Genomic DNA, 17,166 nt, shown 5'->3' with positions numbered 1-17,166 from the left:
TCATACCCATAAAGGCCCTATTACCACTCAACGAGGCTCAATTGAACGTACACTCTTCCGCCCTTAACGTCCCACCCGGTGGGAACCGTGGCTCTTTCTTCCAGCCCACTGCACGATCAAGTTCGGACAATGCCCCCGCTGCCTCCACGCCGCACTTTCCGGTGCCCTATTTCAAAGCGCCCCTATCCAGCAACAAGGCCGTCGAACAACTCATCAGCCAGTACAAGCAGCCCAAGACGGCAGATGAAATTACATCCATGGAAGTAAAGCGTCAGATAAAGGAAAAGTTCGGTAAAGATATTGACCCCGATAACACCTACTTAGTGAGCATTCAGTATGATCACCGCACCAATACCCCACCTTACAGCGGGGTCATTGTTCAAAAAATATCCCTGACCCAGGCAGCGAGGCTCAACCAGCAGGAAGAGCCTGACTTCCACGGGGCGATACGTTCAAAAGAGGACGGCCCTTTTGAAATAAGGAAAAGTTCAAAACATACAGATAAGCCTGACGCCTTTGGTAGGTTCCCGCGCCCAAATGAGACAGGGTTCACCAGCCACTTTCAAGGGATTTACACGGAGCCGCAGCAGGGGTCTGCGAATACCTATGATGCGAGCAACAGGGTCGATATCCCGGCAACTGAGTTCAAACAGATGGTATGGGATAACAGTTATAAATCCCCTTATGACCAGTACCTTAACAATTACTGGAACGGCAACTCCCGCCATGCCTACTCCGAAGCGGCGAGAGGCGCGTTTTTGAAAGCGTCACACGTTCAACACCATGACAAGTCTCTTACCGAAAACGATCGCCAGATTGCCATGGGTGTCGCGGGCATGCCGGCCGACAAAAGTTACCTATCCCTTAATCAAAATGACCTGACACAGCCCTACAAGGCTGACCCGAATCTGGAAACCAAATTCCTCACATTCAAAGGTTTCCCCATGCGCGCTTTTTACACCCAGGATAAGACCACGGGCAGGGTCTTGTTGTATCTACCTGGCCAGGCGTCTCCGTTGAAAGGCTTCGACTCCAAGAAAGAAATGAATAAATGGCTGGCCGAGCAAATGAAAGATCCGCAATTCGTCGAGAGTTTCAAACTTTACTTCCGCCCCGAAGACCTCGGTAATGAATTCCTGTCCAAAGGCATTGATGCACTCGTAGACAACACCCGCAATGTACTTAACGGTGACCTTCCTGCCTCCACGCAAGAAAAGCTCGGTTATTTTGACGAGGGTGGCCTATTCGATGGCCAGGTTGTCCAGGGAAGTCCATTCGAGGAACTCCAGCATCGCACCGAGGTAGACCTGAAAAGCGCCACTCGTTTTCAATTCGTCCTCAATCGCGACGTCAACGCAAAGACTGCGTTCAAGTACTTGAACTGGGCAAAATATGGGCTACTTCTTTTAGCCCCACTCGGAATCGCTTTCCCGCCGCTGGGCATTGCCCTGACGGCCACAAGCACAGCGGTGGGCACCGCGCAACTCGGCATTGGCATAGACAGCTATATCCACAGGCGCCCTGGGGCAGACAAGCTCATTGGCGAAGGTTCCGTGAAAACCCTTCTTCCTGTGTTCACCAGTGGTTTGGGGAATGCCTTTAAACCGTTAAGCAGCGCAATCAGTGCCTGGGCCTCCAAAACCTGATGCCCGCTTGATACAAAAGCCGACACAAAGCCCGATGCAATGGCAGAATCAAGGCCTGCCGGCCTTGAAGCCGCCTTTCCAGACAGGACTCTACATGCAACTGACCACCACCCACCTGCTCGCCACCCCCTGCGACGACGAAGAAGACAACATGGCCATGCTCTGCTGCCACGGTACCCATGGCGAGATGTTCATGCTGTCGCGTTATCCAGATGAGGACGAGGTTGAACTGACCTGGGACTACGAGCCTTCGACCCTGGAAGGCTTGAAGATCACCCTGAGCGCGACCACCCTCCTGGTGGAAATCGGTGCGGCGGACAAGGACGCATTGGGCGGCAGCGACCACCTGCAGATCAATCACGGTACCGCTGAGGCGGACCTGGCCGAGGTAGAAGAAACCCTGCAGAACATTCTCAAGGGCACTGGCACTTATATCCGCACGCCTTGATGGGCACCTGCTAAATCGCCATCGCGGCGATGCGGCGACCCGACAAGCCCGCCCCCACCTGTGGGAGGCCGGGCTTGCCCGCGATGAGACCCTTATAAACGCCAAAAACCTCAGACCTTTCCTACAGATCGCAAAAAAATACCCCCTGGTTCATTAGTCGCCAGCCCCTCCAATGCATTAAAGTAGGCCCCCCAGGCCTTGGCATTTTTCCCAATCCCCAGGCTCATCTTTCCAGGAACCGTCCTTGATGGAACATCGTGAAGCGCTGCTCGCGCTGCGAACCTTTCTTTCTACGCAGATTCTCGGCCAGGAAAAACTCATCGAGCGTTTGCTCATTGCCCTGCTCGCCGACGGCCATATGCTGGTAGAGGGCGCTCCCGGCCTGGCCAAGACCAAGGCCATCAAGGAGCTTGCCGAAGGGATCGAAGCACAGTTCCATCGTATCCAGTTCACCCCCGACCTGTTGCCCGCCGACATCACCGGCACCGAGATCTATCGTCCGGAAACCGGCAGTTTCGTGTTCCAGCAAGGGCCGATCTTCCACAACCTGGTGCTGGCGGACGAGATCAATCGTGCTCCGGCCAAGGTCCAGTCGGCCCTGCTCGAAGCCATGGCCGAGCGCCAGGTCAGCGTCGGGCGCAGCACCTACGAGCTGTCGCCGCTGTTTTTGGTAATGGCCACGCAGAACCCCATCGAGCAGGAAGGCACCTATCCCCTGCCCGAAGCCCAGCTCGACCGCTTCCTGATGCACGTCAAGATCGGCTTCCCCGATGCCGCCGTGGAGCGGCGCATCCTGCAACAGGCCCGTGGCGAAGCGCTGAATGGCGAGACAAAGCCCGAGCGGCGGGTCAGCCAGCAGGCGATTTTTGCCGCGCGCAAGGAAATCCTCGGCCTGTACATGGCCGACGCCGTGGAGGAATACCTGGTGCAACTGGTCATGGCCACGCGCACCCCGGCCAAGTTCGACGCGGAAATGGCCGAGTGGATTGCCTATGGCGCCAGCCCCCGGGGCTCGATTGCCCTTGATCGCTGCGCCCGCGCCCACGCCTGGCTGGCCGGGCGTGACTTTGTCAGCCCGGAAGATATCCAGGCGGTGCTGTTCGATGTACTGCGCCACCGCATCATTCTGTCGTTCGAGGCCGAAGCGGCCGGCATCGACCAGGACCGCGTGGTGCAGCGTATTCTCGACGTCGTAGCCGTCGCTTGATCTCCATGAATGCCGGCGACGGGATCCATGTCAGCCTCAGCGAATTGATCGAGATGCGCCATCGCGTGCGCGAAGTACAGCTGTTTTCCACGCCCAGCCAGCGCAGCCCGTTGATCGGCCTGCACCACTCCAAACTGCGCGGGCGCGGTGTGGACTTCGATCAGGTGCGGGTGTACCAGGCCGGCGACGATGTGCGCACCATCGACTGGCGCGTCACCGCCCGCACCCAGGAGCCCCACACCAAGCTGTTCCACGAAGAGCGCGAACGGCCGATCTTTATCATGGTGGAGCAAAGCTGCCGGCTGTTTTTCGGCTCCGGGCTGATGTTCAAGTCGGTCCTCGCCGCCCAGGCCGCCAGCCTCATCGGCTGGGCCGCGCTGGGCCACAACGACCGGGTCGGCGGCCTGGTGTTCGGCGATAACGAGCACTACGAAATCAAGCCCCGGCGCAGCAAGCAAAGCCTGCTGCAACTGCTCAACCGCCTGGTACGGGTCAACCAGAGCCTCAACACCGAGAGCCGCCCCGAAGCCGACGCCCTGGGCATGGCCCTGCGCCGTGGTCGCGAAGTGCTGCGCCCCGGCAGCCTGGTGATTGTGATTTGCGACGAGCGCGCCCTGACCGAGGGCGCGGAGCAGCAACTGAGCCTGTTGTCGCGCCATTGCGACCTGTTGCTGCTGCCGGTCTCAGACCCGCTGGACCACGCACTGCCCGCCGCCGGGCTGCTGCGTTTCGCCGAGCGCGGCGCGCAATTGGAAATCGACACCTTGAACTTCGAGCTGCGCCAGGCCTACAAGGCCCAGGCCGAAGCACGCATCGCCCGCTGGGAATTGCTCGCGCAAAAACTGCGGGTACTGCTGATGCCATTGAGCACCCAGAGCGAAATGGTCGAGCAACTGCGCGAATACCTCAACCCGCAACGCCCGGTGAAAAAGCCATGAGCAGCCTGGACCAGTTGCAACCGCTGATCGCCCCACCGGCCATTGGTTTCTGGCCGCCGGCGCCGGGCTGGTGGCTGTTGCTGGCGCTGATCCCCCTGGCGGGCTGGGGCTTGTGGCGGCTGCGGCGCTTCCTGCCGAGCAAACGCCCCCTGGCCCGGGCCGAACAGCCCCTGGACCCGCTGCGTATTGCCGCCCTCGCGGAACTGGCGCTGATGCCCAAGCCCTACGACGGCGCACCGGCCGGCGCCTGGCTGCAGCAGCTCAACGGCCTGCTCAAGCGCCTGTGCCGCAACGACTACCCCTACAGCCAGAGCCACACCCTCAACGGGCGCAAATGGCTGGCCTTTCTCGACAACCGCTGCCCCGCCGCCGGCCTCACGCGCTGGATGGTCCTCGTCGAGGGCGCCTACAAACCCGAGTGCAAGCTCGACGACAAGGCCATCGCCGGCCTGACGCAAGCGGTCGACACCTGGATTCGCAAACATGTTTGAGTTCGCCTGGCCGTGGGTCTTTGCCCTGCTGCCCCTGCCCTGGCTGATGCGGCTGATCCTGCCGGTGGCCGACAGCGGCGAGCCGGCCTTGAAAGTCAGCTTTCTGGGCGACCTCGAAGGCCTGGCCCGGCGCCGCGCGCGCATCAACCTGCCGGGCTGGCGCCAACAAGCGCCGTTCGTGGTGCTGTGGTTGTTGCTGCTGACCGCCGCCGCCCGCCCGGAATGGCTCGGCGAACCGTTGCCGATTGCCGCCAGCGGCCGCGACCTGTTGGTGGCGGTGGACGTGTCCGGCTCCATGGACTTCCCCGATATGCAATGGCAGGACGAAGACGTCAGCCGCCTGAACCTGGTCAAGCACCTGCTTGGCGACTTTCTCGAAAGCCGCGAGGGCGACCGCGTTGGCCTGATCCTGTTTGGCAGCCAGGCCTACCTGCAGGCACCGCTGACCTTCGACCGGCGCACCGTGCGCACTTGGCTGGATGAGGCACGCATCGGCATCGCCGGGAAAAACACCGCGATTGGCGACGCCATTGGCCTGGCCCTCAAACGCCTGCGGCAACGCCCGGCACAAAGCCGGGTGCTGATCCTGGTCACCGACGGGGCCAACAATGGCGGCGAAATCGACCCATTGACCGCCGCCCGCCTGGCCGCCGAAGAAGGCGTGAAAATCTACCCCATCGGCATTGGCGCCAGCCCCGAACAGACCGGCAGCCTGGGCATGCTCGGCCTCAACCCCAGCCTGGACCTCGACGAGCCGGCGCTCAAGGCCATCGCCCAGACCACCGGCGGGCAGTATTTCCGCGCCCATGACGGCGCCGAGTTGCAAGCGATCAAACAAACCCTCGACCAGCTGGAGCCGGTGGCGCAACAACCAACCCAGGCCCGCCCGACCCAGGCGCTGTATAGCGGGCCGCTGGCCCTGGCGCTGTTTCTCAGCCTGCTGCTGGTGATCCAGGAACGCTGGCCGGACAACGCCCTGCAACGGCTGCTCAATAAACTCTCGACCAAGGGCCATTTCCTGCAACAGCACCCGCAATGGCGGCAACGCCTTAAACGCCTGCGCTTGCGGAGGCGTCGATGATCGCTTTATGGCCGCACTGGTTCCGCCCCTGGTGGCTGTTGCTGCTGCCCGTCCTCGGCTGGTTGCTGTGGCAACTGTGGCATCGGCAAAAACGCGCCGGGCGCTGGCAGATGATCCTGCCGCCGGCCTTCCACGCCGCCCTGCTCAGTGGCGGCAATGGCCGGGAAAGCAAGTCACCATGGCTGTTGCTGGGCCTGGCCTGGCTGCTGGCGGTGCTGGCCTTGCTCGGCCCCGGCTGGCAGCGGGTCGAGCAGATCAGCCAGAAGCCCGCCGACCCGCTGGTGGTGCTGCTGGAGCTGACCCCAGAGATGCTTGCCACCGACAGCCCGCCCAATCGCCTGGAGCAGGCGCGGCGCAAGCTGGTGGATCTGCTGCAGGCGCGCAGCGATGCGCAGACCGCCATCGTCGTGTATGCCGGCAGCGCCCACACGCTGGTGCCACTGTCCGACGACCTGGCCACCAGCCGCAACCTGCTGGAAGCCCTGCGCCCGTCGATCATGCCCGAGGCCGGCCATCGTGCCGACCTGGCAGTGGAAAAAGCCCTGGGCCTGCTCAAGCACGGCGGCCTGGGCCAGGGTCGCCTGTTGTTGATTGGCTCGTCGCTGTCCAAGCAGGAACGCCAGGGCATTCGCCTGCTGCTGCAAGGCCAGGCGCCGAGCCTGTCGATCCTCGGCATCGGCAGCCGCGAAGGCACGCCAGTGACCCAGGAAAGTGGCGAGTTCCTCAAGGACGAACAAGGCGCGATCCTGATCCCGCGCCTGGACAGCCCGACGCTCAAGGCCTTTGCCAGCGAAATGGGCGGCCGCTATCGCCAGGCCCGCCTGGACGACAAGGACCTGCGCGGCCTGGGCCTGCTGGACGGCCCGCAAAACCTGCGCGACGACGGTCAGCGCCTGCAACTGGACACCTGGGCCGACCAGGGTTACTGGCTATTGCTGCCCTTGCTGCTGCTTGCCGCCTGCGCCGGGCGCCGTGGCTGGCTGTTCTGCCTGCCGTTGCTGCTCCTGGCCGCGCCGCAGCCGAGCTACGCGTTCAGCTTTGACGACCTGTGGCTGCGCCCCGATCAACAGGGCCAGTACCTGCTCAAGCACAAACGCCCGGCCGAAGCCGCCGAACACTTTGAAAACCCGCAATGGCAGGGTGTCGCCCTGTACGAGGCGGGCAACTATGCCGAGGCGGCCCGGCGTTTTGCCGAAGGCAGTGATGCCTATTCCCACTACAATCGTGGCAATGCCCTGGCCCGCACCGGTGAGCTGGAAGCCGCGATAGACGCCTATGAGCAAGCCCTGGAAGCCCAGCCCGACTTGCAGCCCGCCCTGAAAAACAAAGCCCTTGTCGAGAGCCTGCTGCTGGAAGAGCCAGAACCTGAGCCGCCCGCACCGGAAAAAAACGAGGATGACGAATCCACCCAACCCGGCCAAACTGCACAACCGGGCGACAGCGGCCAACAGGCCAACGGCGGCGAGCAATCGCCCCAGGGCGCGGGCCAGGCAGGCACGGCTGACACACAAACCGGCACCCCGCCCGTTGCCGGCAACAACGAAGTACCCGGCAGCGAACTGGGCGACGAACAAACCACGACGCCGCCCTTGCGCCCCACCGAGAGCAACCTCGACGAGGAGCACCGCCAGGCCCTGGAACAGTGGCTGCGACAGATCCCGGACAACCCCGGCGAGTTGTTGCGACGCAAATTCTGGTACGAACAGCAACAACATCAGGACAAGACTCGATGAGCCGCTGCACCCCCTTTGTCTTATTGCTAGCGCTGTGGGCCGGTCACGCCCAGGCGGCCGACCTGGCCGCCAGTATCGACCGCAGCCGCGTCAATTCCGGGGAAACGGTGGAGCTGACAATCGAGTTCAACGACGTCACCCAGTTCGGCAAGCCGGACCTGGCGCCCCTGGACCCGCTGTTCGACGTGCGTGGCACCCGCCAGATCAACCAACTCACCACCCTTGACGGCAGCAACCACGCCACCACTCGCTGGATCATCACCTTGCAGCCCAAGACCACCGGCACCGTGGTGATCCCGCCGCTGCAACTGGGCGAACTCAAGACCCAGGCGATCAGCCTGCAAGTGGACGAAACCCTGGGCCAGGACAGTGACAATCAACTGGAACCGGTATTCATCGAAGCCAGCCTCGATGAGGGCAGCGTCTATGTACAGGCCCAGGCCCTGCTGACGGTGCGCATCTACCACTCGGTGGCGCTGTATGACGACAGCAGCCTGACGCCGTTGCAGTTGTCTGACGCGCGGGTCGAGCAGGTGGGCGATTCGCGCACCTATGAAAAAGTCATCAACGGCGTGCGCCACGGCGTGATCGAAATGCGCTATGGGATCTACCCGCAACACAGCGGGCAACTGCTGATCCCGGCGCAAATATTCAGTGCCACCCAAGTCGAACCGCGCCCGGCCCAGGGCACCACGCCCCAGGCACCCAGGCCCGGCAAGCTGTTGCATGTCAATTCCACCGAAATCCCCCTGACGATCAAGCCCAAGCCGGCCCTGTACCCCGCAGACGCCCCCTGGCTGCCGGCGCGCAGTCTGAGCCTGGGTGAAAGCTGGAACCCGGAACCTACGAACGTGCAGGTCGGCGACTCCCTGACCCGCATCCTCACCCTCAAGGCCGAAGGCTTGGCCAGTGCCCAGTTACCGGCGCTGCCGAGCACCGAAATCGCCGGCCTGCGGCGTTACCCCGACCAGCCGGTGTTGAGCAACCAGAGCAGCGAGCGCGGGGTGATCGGCAGCCGCGAAGACCGCGAGGCCCTGGTGCCCAACCGCGCCGGCGCCCTGGAGCTGCCGGCGGTGGAGGTGGTGTGGTGGAACACTCATGAAGACCATCTGGAACGCACCAGCCTGCCGGCCCGCACCCTGCAAGTGGCGGTCAACCCGAGCCTGGTGGTCGACACCCCGGCCACCCCCACCGTAATCACCGCACCGGACGATGGTCGCCTGTGGATCTGGCAACTTACCAGCCTGCTCCTCGCCGGCACCACCCTGCTCGGCTTCGGCCTGTGGTGGCGGGCCCGCTCCCGCCCGGCAATCCAGCGCGCCGCCCAGACCGGGCCCAGCCCCCGCACCTTGCTCGACGACCTCAAGCGCGCGAGCCAGGCCAATGACCCCCAGGCCACACGCCAGGCGCTGGATGCCTGGGCACGCCAACAACCGGAAACCCTGGCGGACATGGCGGCGCGGTTTGTGCCCTTGTCCGATGCCCTGGATGGGCTGAACGGCGCGCTCTACAGCGAAACCGGCCAGTATTGGCAGGGTGAGGAGCTGTGGCGGGCGATCAAGGCCATTCCCATGGCCGAGCGCGAACAGGCGCCGGTGGCCGACAGCACCAGCTTGCCGCCGCTGTATCCCAAGTAACTGCCCATGCTGTAGCGACATTGGGCTCGGCGCAGGCATATTCGTTGGGGCATGCGTGGACTGCTGTGGGAGCTGGCTTGTTGGGTCGCGGCATGGGTATCTACACAACTCTTTGGTGATTCTTGGGGGGTGTGTACATATCCGTTGCTGCGGTCACGGCGGCTATTGGTTCCGCCCTTACGGCGGCTCACTTTGGAAGAGCGCCAAAGTAAGCAAAGCGCTCTTGCCCCACCACTCGGCACCTCGCCTAGGCTCGGTGTGCCCGTCATCCGACATTGATTTGGGGGGCCGCCGCGATGGGCCATCCATGGCCCAGCGCGGCTAAACCGGCGTCCTGCCGGTTTACCCCCCAAATCAATATCGGATGACGGCCAGCGTGGTTTAACGGGGCGCCTAAGATCAAAATCACAAGCAAAGCGAGGCGGCCTGACAGCCGACCTGATCGTCGAGGCGTACGCATATACCTGTGGGAGCTGGCTTGCCTGCGATGGCGGTGTATCAGTCGATAAATGTATTGGCTGATGAACCGCCATCGCAGGCAAGCCAGCTCCCACAGGGGAATGCAGCTTCGCGCTCTGGCTTTGCTGTTGATCTTGGGCGCCCCATTACCATTTACAGGTAAACTCCCCTCCTTTCCCTATTCCCCACGGAGTTCGCCTTGCGTCTGTTTCACACCTCCGACTGGCACCTGGGCCAAAACCTCCACGGCCAGGAACGCGACTTCGAGCACGCCTGTTTTCTCGAGTGGCTGCTGGGCCAGATCAAGCTGCACTGCCCCGATGTGCTGTTGATTGCCGGCGATATCTTCGACACGGTCAACCCGCCGCTCAAGGCCCAGGAGCGTCTGTATGACTTCATCATCAACGCCCATGAACAAAACCCCGACCTGACGATTGTGATGATCGCCGGCAACCACGACTCCGGCTCGCGCATTGAGCTGCCGGCGCCGTTGATGCGGCGTTTGCGTACCCATGCCCTGGGCCGGGTGCTGTGGCTGGATGACGGGCAACTGGATGTGGAGCGCTTGCTGATTGCTCTACCGGACAAAACCGGGGCTGTGGCCGGCTGGTGCCTGGCGCTGCCGTTCCTGCGCCCGGCCGAGGTCACTGGCGCACTGCTGGGCGACGATTACCTCAAGGGTATCGGCCAGGTGCATGAGCGCCTGATCGCGGCGGCCAACGCCAAGCGCCAGCCGGGCCAGGCGCTGGTTGCCATCAGCCACGCGCATATGGCCGGCGGCTCGGTGTCGGAAGACTCCGAGCGCAGCCTGATCATCGGCAACGCCGAAGCGCTGCCGGCCAGTCTGTTCGATGCCAGTGTCAGCTATGTCGCCCTCGGCCATTTGCACAAGCCGCAGCGGGTCAATGGTGAGGAGCGCATCCGTTATTGCGGCTCGCCGATCCCGCTGTCGTTCTCCGAAATCGGCTATCAACACCAGATTCTCGACGTGCAACTGGACGGCGACACCCTGGTCAGCGTCGAATCGCGCCTGATCCCCCGCGCCGTGCATCTGCAACGCCTGGAAGCCGCCCCCCTGGCCGAGATCCTCAAGCAACTGGCGGAGCTGCCCGATGTCGACCTGCTGGCCGAAACCCAGCGCCAGCCGTGGCTGGAAGTGCGGGTGCGCCTCGACGAACCCCAGCCCGACCTGCGCCAGCAAGTGGAAAACGCCCTGCTGGGCAAGGCCGTGCGCCTGGTGCGCATCGCCGCCGAGTACGCCGGCAGCGGCGCACGCCAGGACCATGGCCAAGAGCAGTTGATCGAACTCGACCAGCTCACGCCCCAGGAATTGTTCAGCCGTGCCTGGCAGGAAAGCTACGGCAATGACGTGGACGAACAGACCCTCAAGGATTTCGCCGTGCTGCTCCAGGAAGTACAACAGGAGGAGCAACTGCCATGAAGATCCTCGCCATCCGCCTGAAAAACCTCGCGTCCCTGGCCGGGCCATTCGAGATCGACTTTACCGCCGAGCCCTTGGCCAGTGCCGGCCTGTTTGCGATCACCGGGCCCACCGGCGCCGGCAAAAGTACCTTGCTTGACGCCCTGTGCCTGGCGCTGTTTGGCGCCGTGCCACGCCTGGGCGATACCGGCCAGGCGAAAATGCCCGATGCCGATACCGATATCTCCATCGGCGACCCGCGCACCCTGATCCGCCGCGGTACCGGCGGCGGGTATGCCGAGGTGGACTTTATCGGCGTCAGCGGCCGGCGCTACCGCGCGCGCTGGGAAGCCAACCGTGCCCGCGACAAGGCCAGCGGCAAGCTGCAGAACAGCCGGCAAAGCCTGATCGACCTGGACAGCGAGCAACTGCTGGCCAGCCAGAAAACCGAATACAAGACCCAGCTGGAACTGGCCCTGGGCCTGAACTTCGAACAGTTCACCCGCGCCGTGCTGCTGGCGCAAAGTGAGTTCAGCGCCTTTCTCAAGGCCAACGACAACGAGCGCAGCGAACTGCTGGAAAAGCTCACCGACACCGCGCTCTACACCCAGTTGGGCCAGCGTGCGTTCGTCAAGGCACGGGAGGCCAAGGAAGCCCACAAGCTGCTGCAAGACCAGGCGACCGGCGTCACGCCGTTGCCGGCCGAGGCCCGCGCCGAGCTGGATCAACAGTTGAGCGCAGCCCAGCACCAGCTCAAGACCCAGCAGGCCCAGCTCAAGCAACTGGAACTGCAGCACACCTGGCTCAAGGAACTGCGCGAGTGGCAAGAGCGCCAGCACAGTGCAGCCGAACAGTTGCAGCAAGCCCAACAGCAATGGGACAGCCAAGGCCAGCAGCGCCAGGACCTGAACTACTTGGAGCAACTGGCACCGCAGCGTCATCATTTCGCGCGGCACAGCGAATTGACCGGCCAACTGGAACCCCTGGCCGCGCAGATCCGCCAGCACCTTGAACAACAAAGCGCCCTGCACACGCGCCAGGAGCAGCTGCAACAGCAGCAAGCCAGCGCACACAGCGCCTTGGCCGCAGCCCTGCAACAACAGACCGACGCGGTGCCGCTGCTGCGCCAGGCCTTCGAGGAACAAAGCAGCCTCGCCCGCCTGACCCGCGAGCTGGCCCAGAGCAACGAACAACTACAACTGGGGCAAACCGCCTGCACCGAGGGCCAGGCCGCGCTCGATGCCTTGCACGCCCAGCAACAGCAGGTCGCCAGCCGCCTGCAACAACTGGCGGCACAGCTTGAGCGCAGCGCCGGGCTGGCGCCCTTGAGCGACGCCTGGAACGCCTACCGTGACCGCCTGCAACAGCTGATGCTGATCGGCAATCGCCTGAACAAGGGCCAGGCCGAACTGCCGCAACTGGAAGAACGCGCCAACCGCGTCAGCGAGCAATGGACTCAGCAGCGCGCGGCCCTGGACCTGCTGTATCAGGAAGCCGGCGCCGAACCCCATGCCGTGGCCGAGCAGATCCAGTTGCTCGACAGCCTGCTCAAGGACAATCGCAAGCAGCAACGGGCCTTCGAAGACCTGACGCGGCTCTGGGACAGCCAGCAGCAGCTGGACCAGCAACAACAGGAGTTGGCCCTCAAGCAGGCCACCGCCCAGCAACAGCGCGAGCAGTTGAACCAGACCGGCCTGCAAGCCAAGGCCGAGCTGACAGTGGCCGAGCAGACCCTGAGCGTGACCAAGCAGTTATTGGAGCGTCAGCGGCTGGCACGCAGTGCCAGTGTCGAGGAGTTGCGCGGGCAATTGCAGGATGATCAGCCCTGCCCGGTGTGCGGCAGCGTCGAGCATCCTTACCATCAGCCCGAAGCCTTGTTGCACAGCCTCACGCGCCACGATGAAAACGAAGAGGCCACTGCACAGCTCGCCGTCGAGACCCTCAAGGAAAAGCTCACCGACCTGCGCGGCGAAGTTGGCGGCTTGATCGCCCAGCAGAAGGAGTTCCTGCAACAGCAGGAGCAGTTGGCGACCCAGCGCCAGGCCCTGGCGCCGAGCCTCGAGGCCCATCCGTTAAGCGCCACCCTGTTCAACCAGGACAGCGACAAACGCAGCGCCTGGCTGGCGCAGCAACTGGGCCAGCTCAGCCAGAGCATCACCCAGGACGAACAGCGCCAGGGCGCCCTGCTCAACCTGCAACAAAATGCCGGGCGCCTGCAGCAACAGTTGCAAGCCGCCCAGGATGCCAGCCAACAGGCCCGCCAGCAGTTGATCGACCAGCAACGGGAGCTGGCCAGCGACCGCGAGCGCCTGGACGAAGAGCTCAATGCTTTCGCCAGCCTGCTACCGGCCGAGACCCTCGAAGGCCTGCGCACGGAGCCCGCGACCACGTTCATGCTGTTGGACCAACAGATCAGCCAGCGCCTGGAGCAGCTCGGCTACCAGAAGGATGAACTGGCCGAGCAGCAACAGCGCCAGCAAACCCTCGAAAAAGAACAGGACCGCCAGCAACATCGCCAACAACAGCTGGCCGTGTTGCAGCAACAATTGGCTGAGCTGAGCGCCCAACAGCAGGCCGCCCAGGCACAACTCAGCGCCCTGGTGGGTGAGCACAGCAGTGCCGAGCACTGGCAGCAGCACCTTGAGCAGGCGGTGGAACAGGCGCGCCAGAGTGAGACCCAGGCCAATCAGCAGTTGCAGGACACCCGCAGCGAACTGATCCAATTGGCCGCCGACCTCAAGGCCCGCCAGGAGCGCCAGCAAGCCCTGGACAGCGAACTCCAGGCGTTGCACAGCCGTATCAGCGAGTGGCGCGCCCAGCATCCGCAGCTCGACGACGCCGGCCTGGCGCACCTGCTGGCCTTCGACGAGGCGGCTGTCAGCGCGCTGCGCCAGCAGGTGCAGCACAGCGAAAAAGCCATTGAGCAAGCTAAAGTCCTGCTGCAAGAGCGCGAGCAACGCCTCAAGGACCACCAGGCCCTGCACAACGGCAACCTCGACGCCGAACAGCTGGACGCGGCCCTGGCCGACCTTAATCAGCAATTGCACAACGCCGAGAAACACTGCGCCGAACTGCGCGCCCAACAAGCCGAAGACCAGCGACGCCAGGACGCCAACCAGAGCCTGGCACTCACCACCGCCAAGGCCTATGAAGAGTGGCAGCGCTGGGCGCGGCTGGATGCGCTGATCGGCTCGGCCACCGGCGACAAGTTCCGCAAGTTCGCCCAGGCCTACAACCTCGACCTGCTGGTGCACCACGCCAACGTGCAACTGCGCCAACTGGTACGCCGTTATCGCCTCAAGCGCGGCGGCAGCATGCTCGGCCTGCTGGTGCTGGACACGGAAATGGGCGATGAACTGCGCTCGGTGCACTCGCTGTCCGGCGGCGAGACGTTCCTGGTCTCCCTGGCGCTGGCCCTGGGGCTGGCGTCGATGGCCTCCAGCACCTTGAAGATCGAGTCGCTGTTTATCGACGAAGGCTTCGGCAGCCTGGACCCCGAATCCCTGCAATTGGCGATGGATGCCCTCGACGGCCTGCAGGCCCAGGGGCGCAAGGTGGCGGTGATTTCCCATGTGCAGGAAATGCACGAGCGGATACCGGTGCAGATCCAGGTCAAGCGCCAGGGCAATGGCCTGAGCACCCTGGAGGTCAAGTGAGCGAGACGCTGCTGTTTTCGTTCCGCCGTTGCCCCTACGCCATGCGCGCACGTATGGCCCTGCGGTATTCAGGGGTGGCGCTGCGAATTGTCGAGGTCAGCCTCAAGGCCAAGCCGGCCGAGATGTTGGCGCTGTCACCCAAGGGCACGGTGCCGGTGTTGTGTGTGGGTGGCCAGGTGATCGACGAGAGCCTGGCGATCATGCACTGGGCGTTGGCACAGAACGACCCCGAGGACTGGCTGCTCGAGGCTGATCCGGCGGCGCAGAGGTTGATGGCGCAATTGATTGGCGAGAATGACCAGGCCTTCAAGGTGTATTTGAATCGCTACAAATACGCCGAGCGCTACCCGGAGCAGCCGATGGAACACTATCGCGCCGAGGGCGAGGTGTTTTTGCGCCAGCTGGAGGGATTGCTGGCGCAACGTGATTACCTACTGGCCGATCACCTGAGCCTGGCGGACGTGGCGCTGATGCCGTTCATTCGCCAGTTTGCCCATGTGGATCGGGAGTGGTTTGCAACAACGCCGTATCCGCGTTTGCAGCAGTGGCTGCAGCGTTTTCTGGCGGCGCCGTTGTTTACCGCAGTGATGGCAAAAACCTGAAGCCGAGTGCTGCTCACTGCGGGGTCTTGTGATCCAGGGCGGCGTAGAAGTTGGCGCTCTGTTGCAGGTATTTCTGGGTGTAGGCGCTGGTGCTGGATTTTTTGCTGCTGATCTCCACGCTGGCGCTGGCTGGCAAGGCGACGGTGGCGGAAACAGCGGAAGCGGCAATGATCGAGAAGAGATTGAAGTTCATGGCGGTAACCCTTGTGTTCAGTTGGCTGGATGGCTTGTGAAGGCCTTGGAGCAAACTTACGCCTGGGTTCCGGCTCGCTGAAATGCTTTGAAACAGTAGCCGTTATCACTGGGATTAATACAAGGAGTCAGGCCCCGTACACCGGGGCCTGTGGCTTATTGACGCACCAGAAACTTGAGATCGCTGGGAGCATCAATCGGCAGTTTTTGTACCGTTTTGCCCAGTTGGCCGGTCTGGCTATCGCGCTCGATCACCACGATCTGGTTGCTCTTCTGGTTGGCAATCAACAGGAACCTGCCGCTCGGATCCAGGCTGAACTCACGGGGATGATCGCCGTCCACGGCGCGGCGCTGGATCTCTTTCAGCTGTGCGTTGGCCGGATCAATGGCGAACACCACGATCTGATTGGCGGTGCCACGGTTACTGACGTAGAGGAACCTGCCGTCGCTGGAGGCGTGCAATGCCGCGCCGGCCTTGTCCGACAGCGGTTGCCCGGCGGCAAAGTCCACCCGTTGGCGTTCGCTCAGTTTGCCGTCCTGGTAGTCGTACACCGCGACCTGCGCGCTCATCTCGGTGGTCAGCCAGGCATGCTTGCCATCGGCACTGAACAGCAGGTGACGCGGGCCACTGCCCGGCGGCAACTGCACGGAATCCGGATCGGCGGGGGTCAGCGGCCGCTCAGGGTTGGCCTTGGGGTCGTAGCGGTAGGCAAAAATCCGGTCCGCCCCCAGGTCCTGTACAAACACGTACTTGCCATCCGGCGACGACACCACCGAATGCACATGGTTGGACGCCTGGCGCTCGGGGTTGACGCCGCTGGCCGGGTGCCCGCTCAGTTGCACCGGTGGCGCCAGCCTGCCCTCGGCATCGACCGGCAGGGCCGCCAGGCTGCCGCCCGGATCTTGCAGCACCGAGTAGTTGGCAACAAACAGGTAACGCCCATCGGCGGCCAGGCTTGAGTGGGTGGGTTCGTTGCCCAGGCTCTGCACCTGGTTGATCAGGGTCAGTTGGTGGTTGGCCGGGTCAATGCGATAGCTGCTGACACGCCCGACTTCGTCCTGCTGGCCCGGGCCGTTTTCATTGACCACGAACAGGCGTTTCTGGTCCGGGGACAAGGTCAGCCAGGACGGGTTCTGCGCCTTGGCCGCCAGCACCGGCGGGCCGCTGAACTGGCCGGTACGGCTGTCGAACTGCAGGCGATAGATGCCTTCGCTGGTGCCGGCGGTGTAGCTGCCCACCAGCAGATCAAAGGTATCGGCCGTGGCGGCCTGGACCGACATCGCACCGACACTGCCGGCCATCAGCAGGGGCCAGAATTTACGCATCAGCATGTTCGTCGTCCTCGTCTTCGTTGCTGCCGGTGATGGCGCTCAGGCACACCAGGCGGTGCTCGCCCGAGTCACCGGTGAGCGTCCAGCTTTGCAAGGCTTCATCAAACGTCGCGGCCTGCACCTGGGCGATGCTGAACGTCCAACGTTTCTCGGCCCGACCGTCCATGCTCTTGATCAGCAACTGCCGGTCATCGAAGGTGAAATCAAAAGCATGCAGGCCATCGATTTCGAGCATGTCGCTGGTGTGGAGTGCAGTAGGCAGAGTGGCAGCAGTCATCAGGATCATTCATCAGTGGAAAAACGTTGATGATAGGCCAAACCGTG

At 63.2% G+C, this 17,166-nt stretch carries 14 protein-coding genes; 11 read left to right on the top strand and 3 right to left on the bottom strand.

Annotated elements, in window-relative coordinates:
* Nucleotides 1–41: 41 nt before the first annotated feature.
* The 11 genes from K1X80_RS12275 (at nt 42) to K1X80_RS12225 (ending at nt 15,318) form a co-directional block, all read left to right on the top strand.
* Nucleotides 42–1,646, top strand: coding sequence for a dermonecrotic toxin domain-containing protein (locus tag K1X80_RS12275; protein WP_220172924.1), 1,605 nt, complete (start codon nt 42–44; stop codon nt 1,644–1,646).
* Nucleotides 1,647–1,740: 94 nt separating this feature from the next.
* A complete protein-coding gene (locus K1X80_RS12270; protein WP_057959831.1) occupies nt 1,741–2,094 on the top strand; it encodes a hypothetical protein in 354 nt (117 codons plus the stop codon).
* Nucleotides 2,095–2,341: 247 nt separating this feature from the next.
* Nucleotides 2,342–3,301: a MoxR family ATPase gene (locus K1X80_RS12265; protein ID WP_057959832.1), complete on the top strand. Its 960-nt coding sequence runs from the start codon at nt 2,342–2,344 to the stop codon at nt 3,299–3,301.
* Between the two features lie 5 nt (nt 3,302–3,306).
* Complete coding sequence (locus K1X80_RS12260) at nt 3,307–4,239, top strand: DUF58 domain-containing protein (RefSeq protein WP_057438643.1); 933 nt, start codon at nt 3,307–3,309, stop codon at nt 4,237–4,239.
* Nucleotides 4,236–4,730, top strand: coding sequence for a DUF4381 domain-containing protein (locus K1X80_RS12255; protein ID WP_057438644.1), 495 nt, complete (start codon nt 4,236–4,238; stop codon nt 4,728–4,730). Before K1X80_RS12260 ends, K1X80_RS12255 begins: the two co-directional genes overlap by 4 nt.
* Complete coding sequence (locus K1X80_RS12250) at nt 4,723–5,811, top strand: VWA domain-containing protein (RefSeq protein WP_057959833.1); 1,089 nt, start codon at nt 4,723–4,725, stop codon at nt 5,809–5,811. Before K1X80_RS12255 ends, K1X80_RS12250 begins: the two co-directional genes overlap by 8 nt.
* Nucleotides 5,808–7,544 (top strand): tetratricopeptide repeat protein, encoded by a 1,737-nt coding sequence (locus tag K1X80_RS12245; protein WP_057959834.1) that lies wholly within the window; start codon nt 5,808–5,810, stop codon nt 7,542–7,544. Before K1X80_RS12250 ends, K1X80_RS12245 begins: the two co-directional genes overlap by 4 nt.
* Nucleotides 7,541–9,181: a BatD family protein gene (locus tag K1X80_RS12240; protein ID WP_220172923.1), complete on the top strand. Its 1,641-nt coding sequence runs from the start codon at nt 7,541–7,543 to the stop codon at nt 9,179–9,181. Before K1X80_RS12245 ends, K1X80_RS12240 begins: the two co-directional genes overlap by 4 nt.
* Nucleotides 9,182–9,839: 658 nt before the next feature.
* On the top strand, nt 9,840–11,081 hold the full coding sequence (locus tag K1X80_RS12235) for an exonuclease SbcCD subunit D C-terminal domain-containing protein (RefSeq protein ID WP_057438646.1): 1,242 nt from the start codon (nt 9,840–9,842) through the stop codon (nt 11,079–11,081).
* Nucleotides 11,078–14,716 carry an SbcC/MukB-like Walker B domain-containing protein gene (locus tag K1X80_RS12230; protein WP_169990653.1) on the top strand — a complete coding sequence of 1,213 codons (3,639 nt, stop codon included), beginning with the start codon at nt 11,078–11,080 and terminating at the stop codon, nt 14,714–14,716. The genes K1X80_RS12235 and K1X80_RS12230 overlap by 4 nt, the downstream gene beginning before the upstream one ends.
* Nucleotides 14,713–15,318: a glutathione S-transferase gene (locus tag K1X80_RS12225; RefSeq protein WP_076965179.1), complete on the top strand. Its 606-nt coding sequence runs from the start codon at nt 14,713–14,715 to the stop codon at nt 15,316–15,318. The genes K1X80_RS12230 and K1X80_RS12225 overlap by 4 nt, the downstream gene beginning before the upstream one ends.
* A 13-nt stretch (nt 15,319–15,331) precedes the next feature.
* On the opposite strand, the gene K1X80_RS12220 is transcribed toward K1X80_RS12225, so the two are convergent.
* The 3 genes from K1X80_RS12220 to K1X80_RS12210 form a co-directional block, all read right to left on the bottom strand.
* Entirely contained in the window at nt 15,332–15,511 is a 180-nt protein-coding gene (locus K1X80_RS12220; RefSeq protein ID WP_076965178.1) for a hypothetical protein, read from the bottom strand.
* 155 nt (nt 15,512–15,666) lie between these two features.
* Nucleotides 15,667–16,842, bottom strand: a complete 1,176-nt coding sequence (locus tag K1X80_RS12215; RefSeq protein ID WP_057438650.1) for a lactonase family protein — start codon at nt 16,840–16,842, stop codon at nt 15,667–15,669.
* On the bottom strand, nt 16,829–17,119 hold the full coding sequence (locus K1X80_RS12210) for a DUF5629 family protein (RefSeq protein WP_057959839.1): 291 nt from the start codon (nt 17,117–17,119) through the stop codon (nt 16,829–16,831). Before K1X80_RS12210 ends, K1X80_RS12215 begins: the two co-directional genes overlap by 14 nt.
* Nucleotides 17,120–17,166 lie beyond the last annotated feature (47 nt).

The organism is Pseudomonas sp. So3.2b, assembly GCF_019464415.1.
In the GTDB taxonomy this organism is placed as follows: domain Bacteria; phylum Pseudomonadota; class Gammaproteobacteria; order Pseudomonadales; family Pseudomonadaceae; genus Aquipseudomonas; species Aquipseudomonas shahriarae.
This window is presented reverse-complemented; position numbering and strand designations above follow the sequence as displayed.

Coding starts and splice junctions, on each gene's coding strand:
- K1X80_RS12270 (WP_057959831.1), top strand. CDS start 1,741: ATGCAACTGACCACCACCCACCTGCTCGCCACCCCCTGCGACGACGAA.
- K1X80_RS12265 (WP_057959832.1), top strand. CDS start 2,342: ATGGAACATCGTGAAGCGCTGCTCGCGCTGCGAACCTTTCTTTCTACG.
- K1X80_RS12260 (WP_057438643.1), top strand. CDS start 3,307: ATGAATGCCGGCGACGGGATCCATGTCAGCCTCAGCGAATTGATCGAG.
- K1X80_RS12255 (WP_057438644.1), top strand. CDS start 4,236: ATGAGCAGCCTGGACCAGTTGCAACCGCTGATCGCCCCACCGGCCATT.
- K1X80_RS12250 (WP_057959833.1), top strand. CDS start 4,723: ATGTTTGAGTTCGCCTGGCCGTGGGTCTTTGCCCTGCTGCCCCTGCCC.
- K1X80_RS12245 (WP_057959834.1), top strand. CDS start 5,808: ATGATCGCTTTATGGCCGCACTGGTTCCGCCCCTGGTGGCTGTTGCTG.
- K1X80_RS12240 (WP_220172923.1), top strand. CDS start 7,541: ATGAGCCGCTGCACCCCCTTTGTCTTATTGCTAGCGCTGTGGGCCGGT.
- K1X80_RS12230 (WP_169990653.1), top strand. CDS start 11,078: ATGAAGATCCTCGCCATCCGCCTGAAAAACCTCGCGTCCCTGGCCGGG.
- K1X80_RS12220 (WP_076965178.1), bottom strand. CDS start 15,511: ATGAACTTCAATCTCTTCTCGATCATTGCCGCTTCCGCTGTTTCCGCC.
- K1X80_RS12215 (WP_057438650.1), bottom strand. CDS start 16,842: ATGCTGATGCGTAAATTCTGGCCCCTGCTGATGGCCGGCAGTGTCGGT.
- K1X80_RS12210 (WP_057959839.1), bottom strand. CDS start 17,119: ATGACTGCTGCCACTCTGCCTACTGCACTCCACACCAGCGACATGCTC.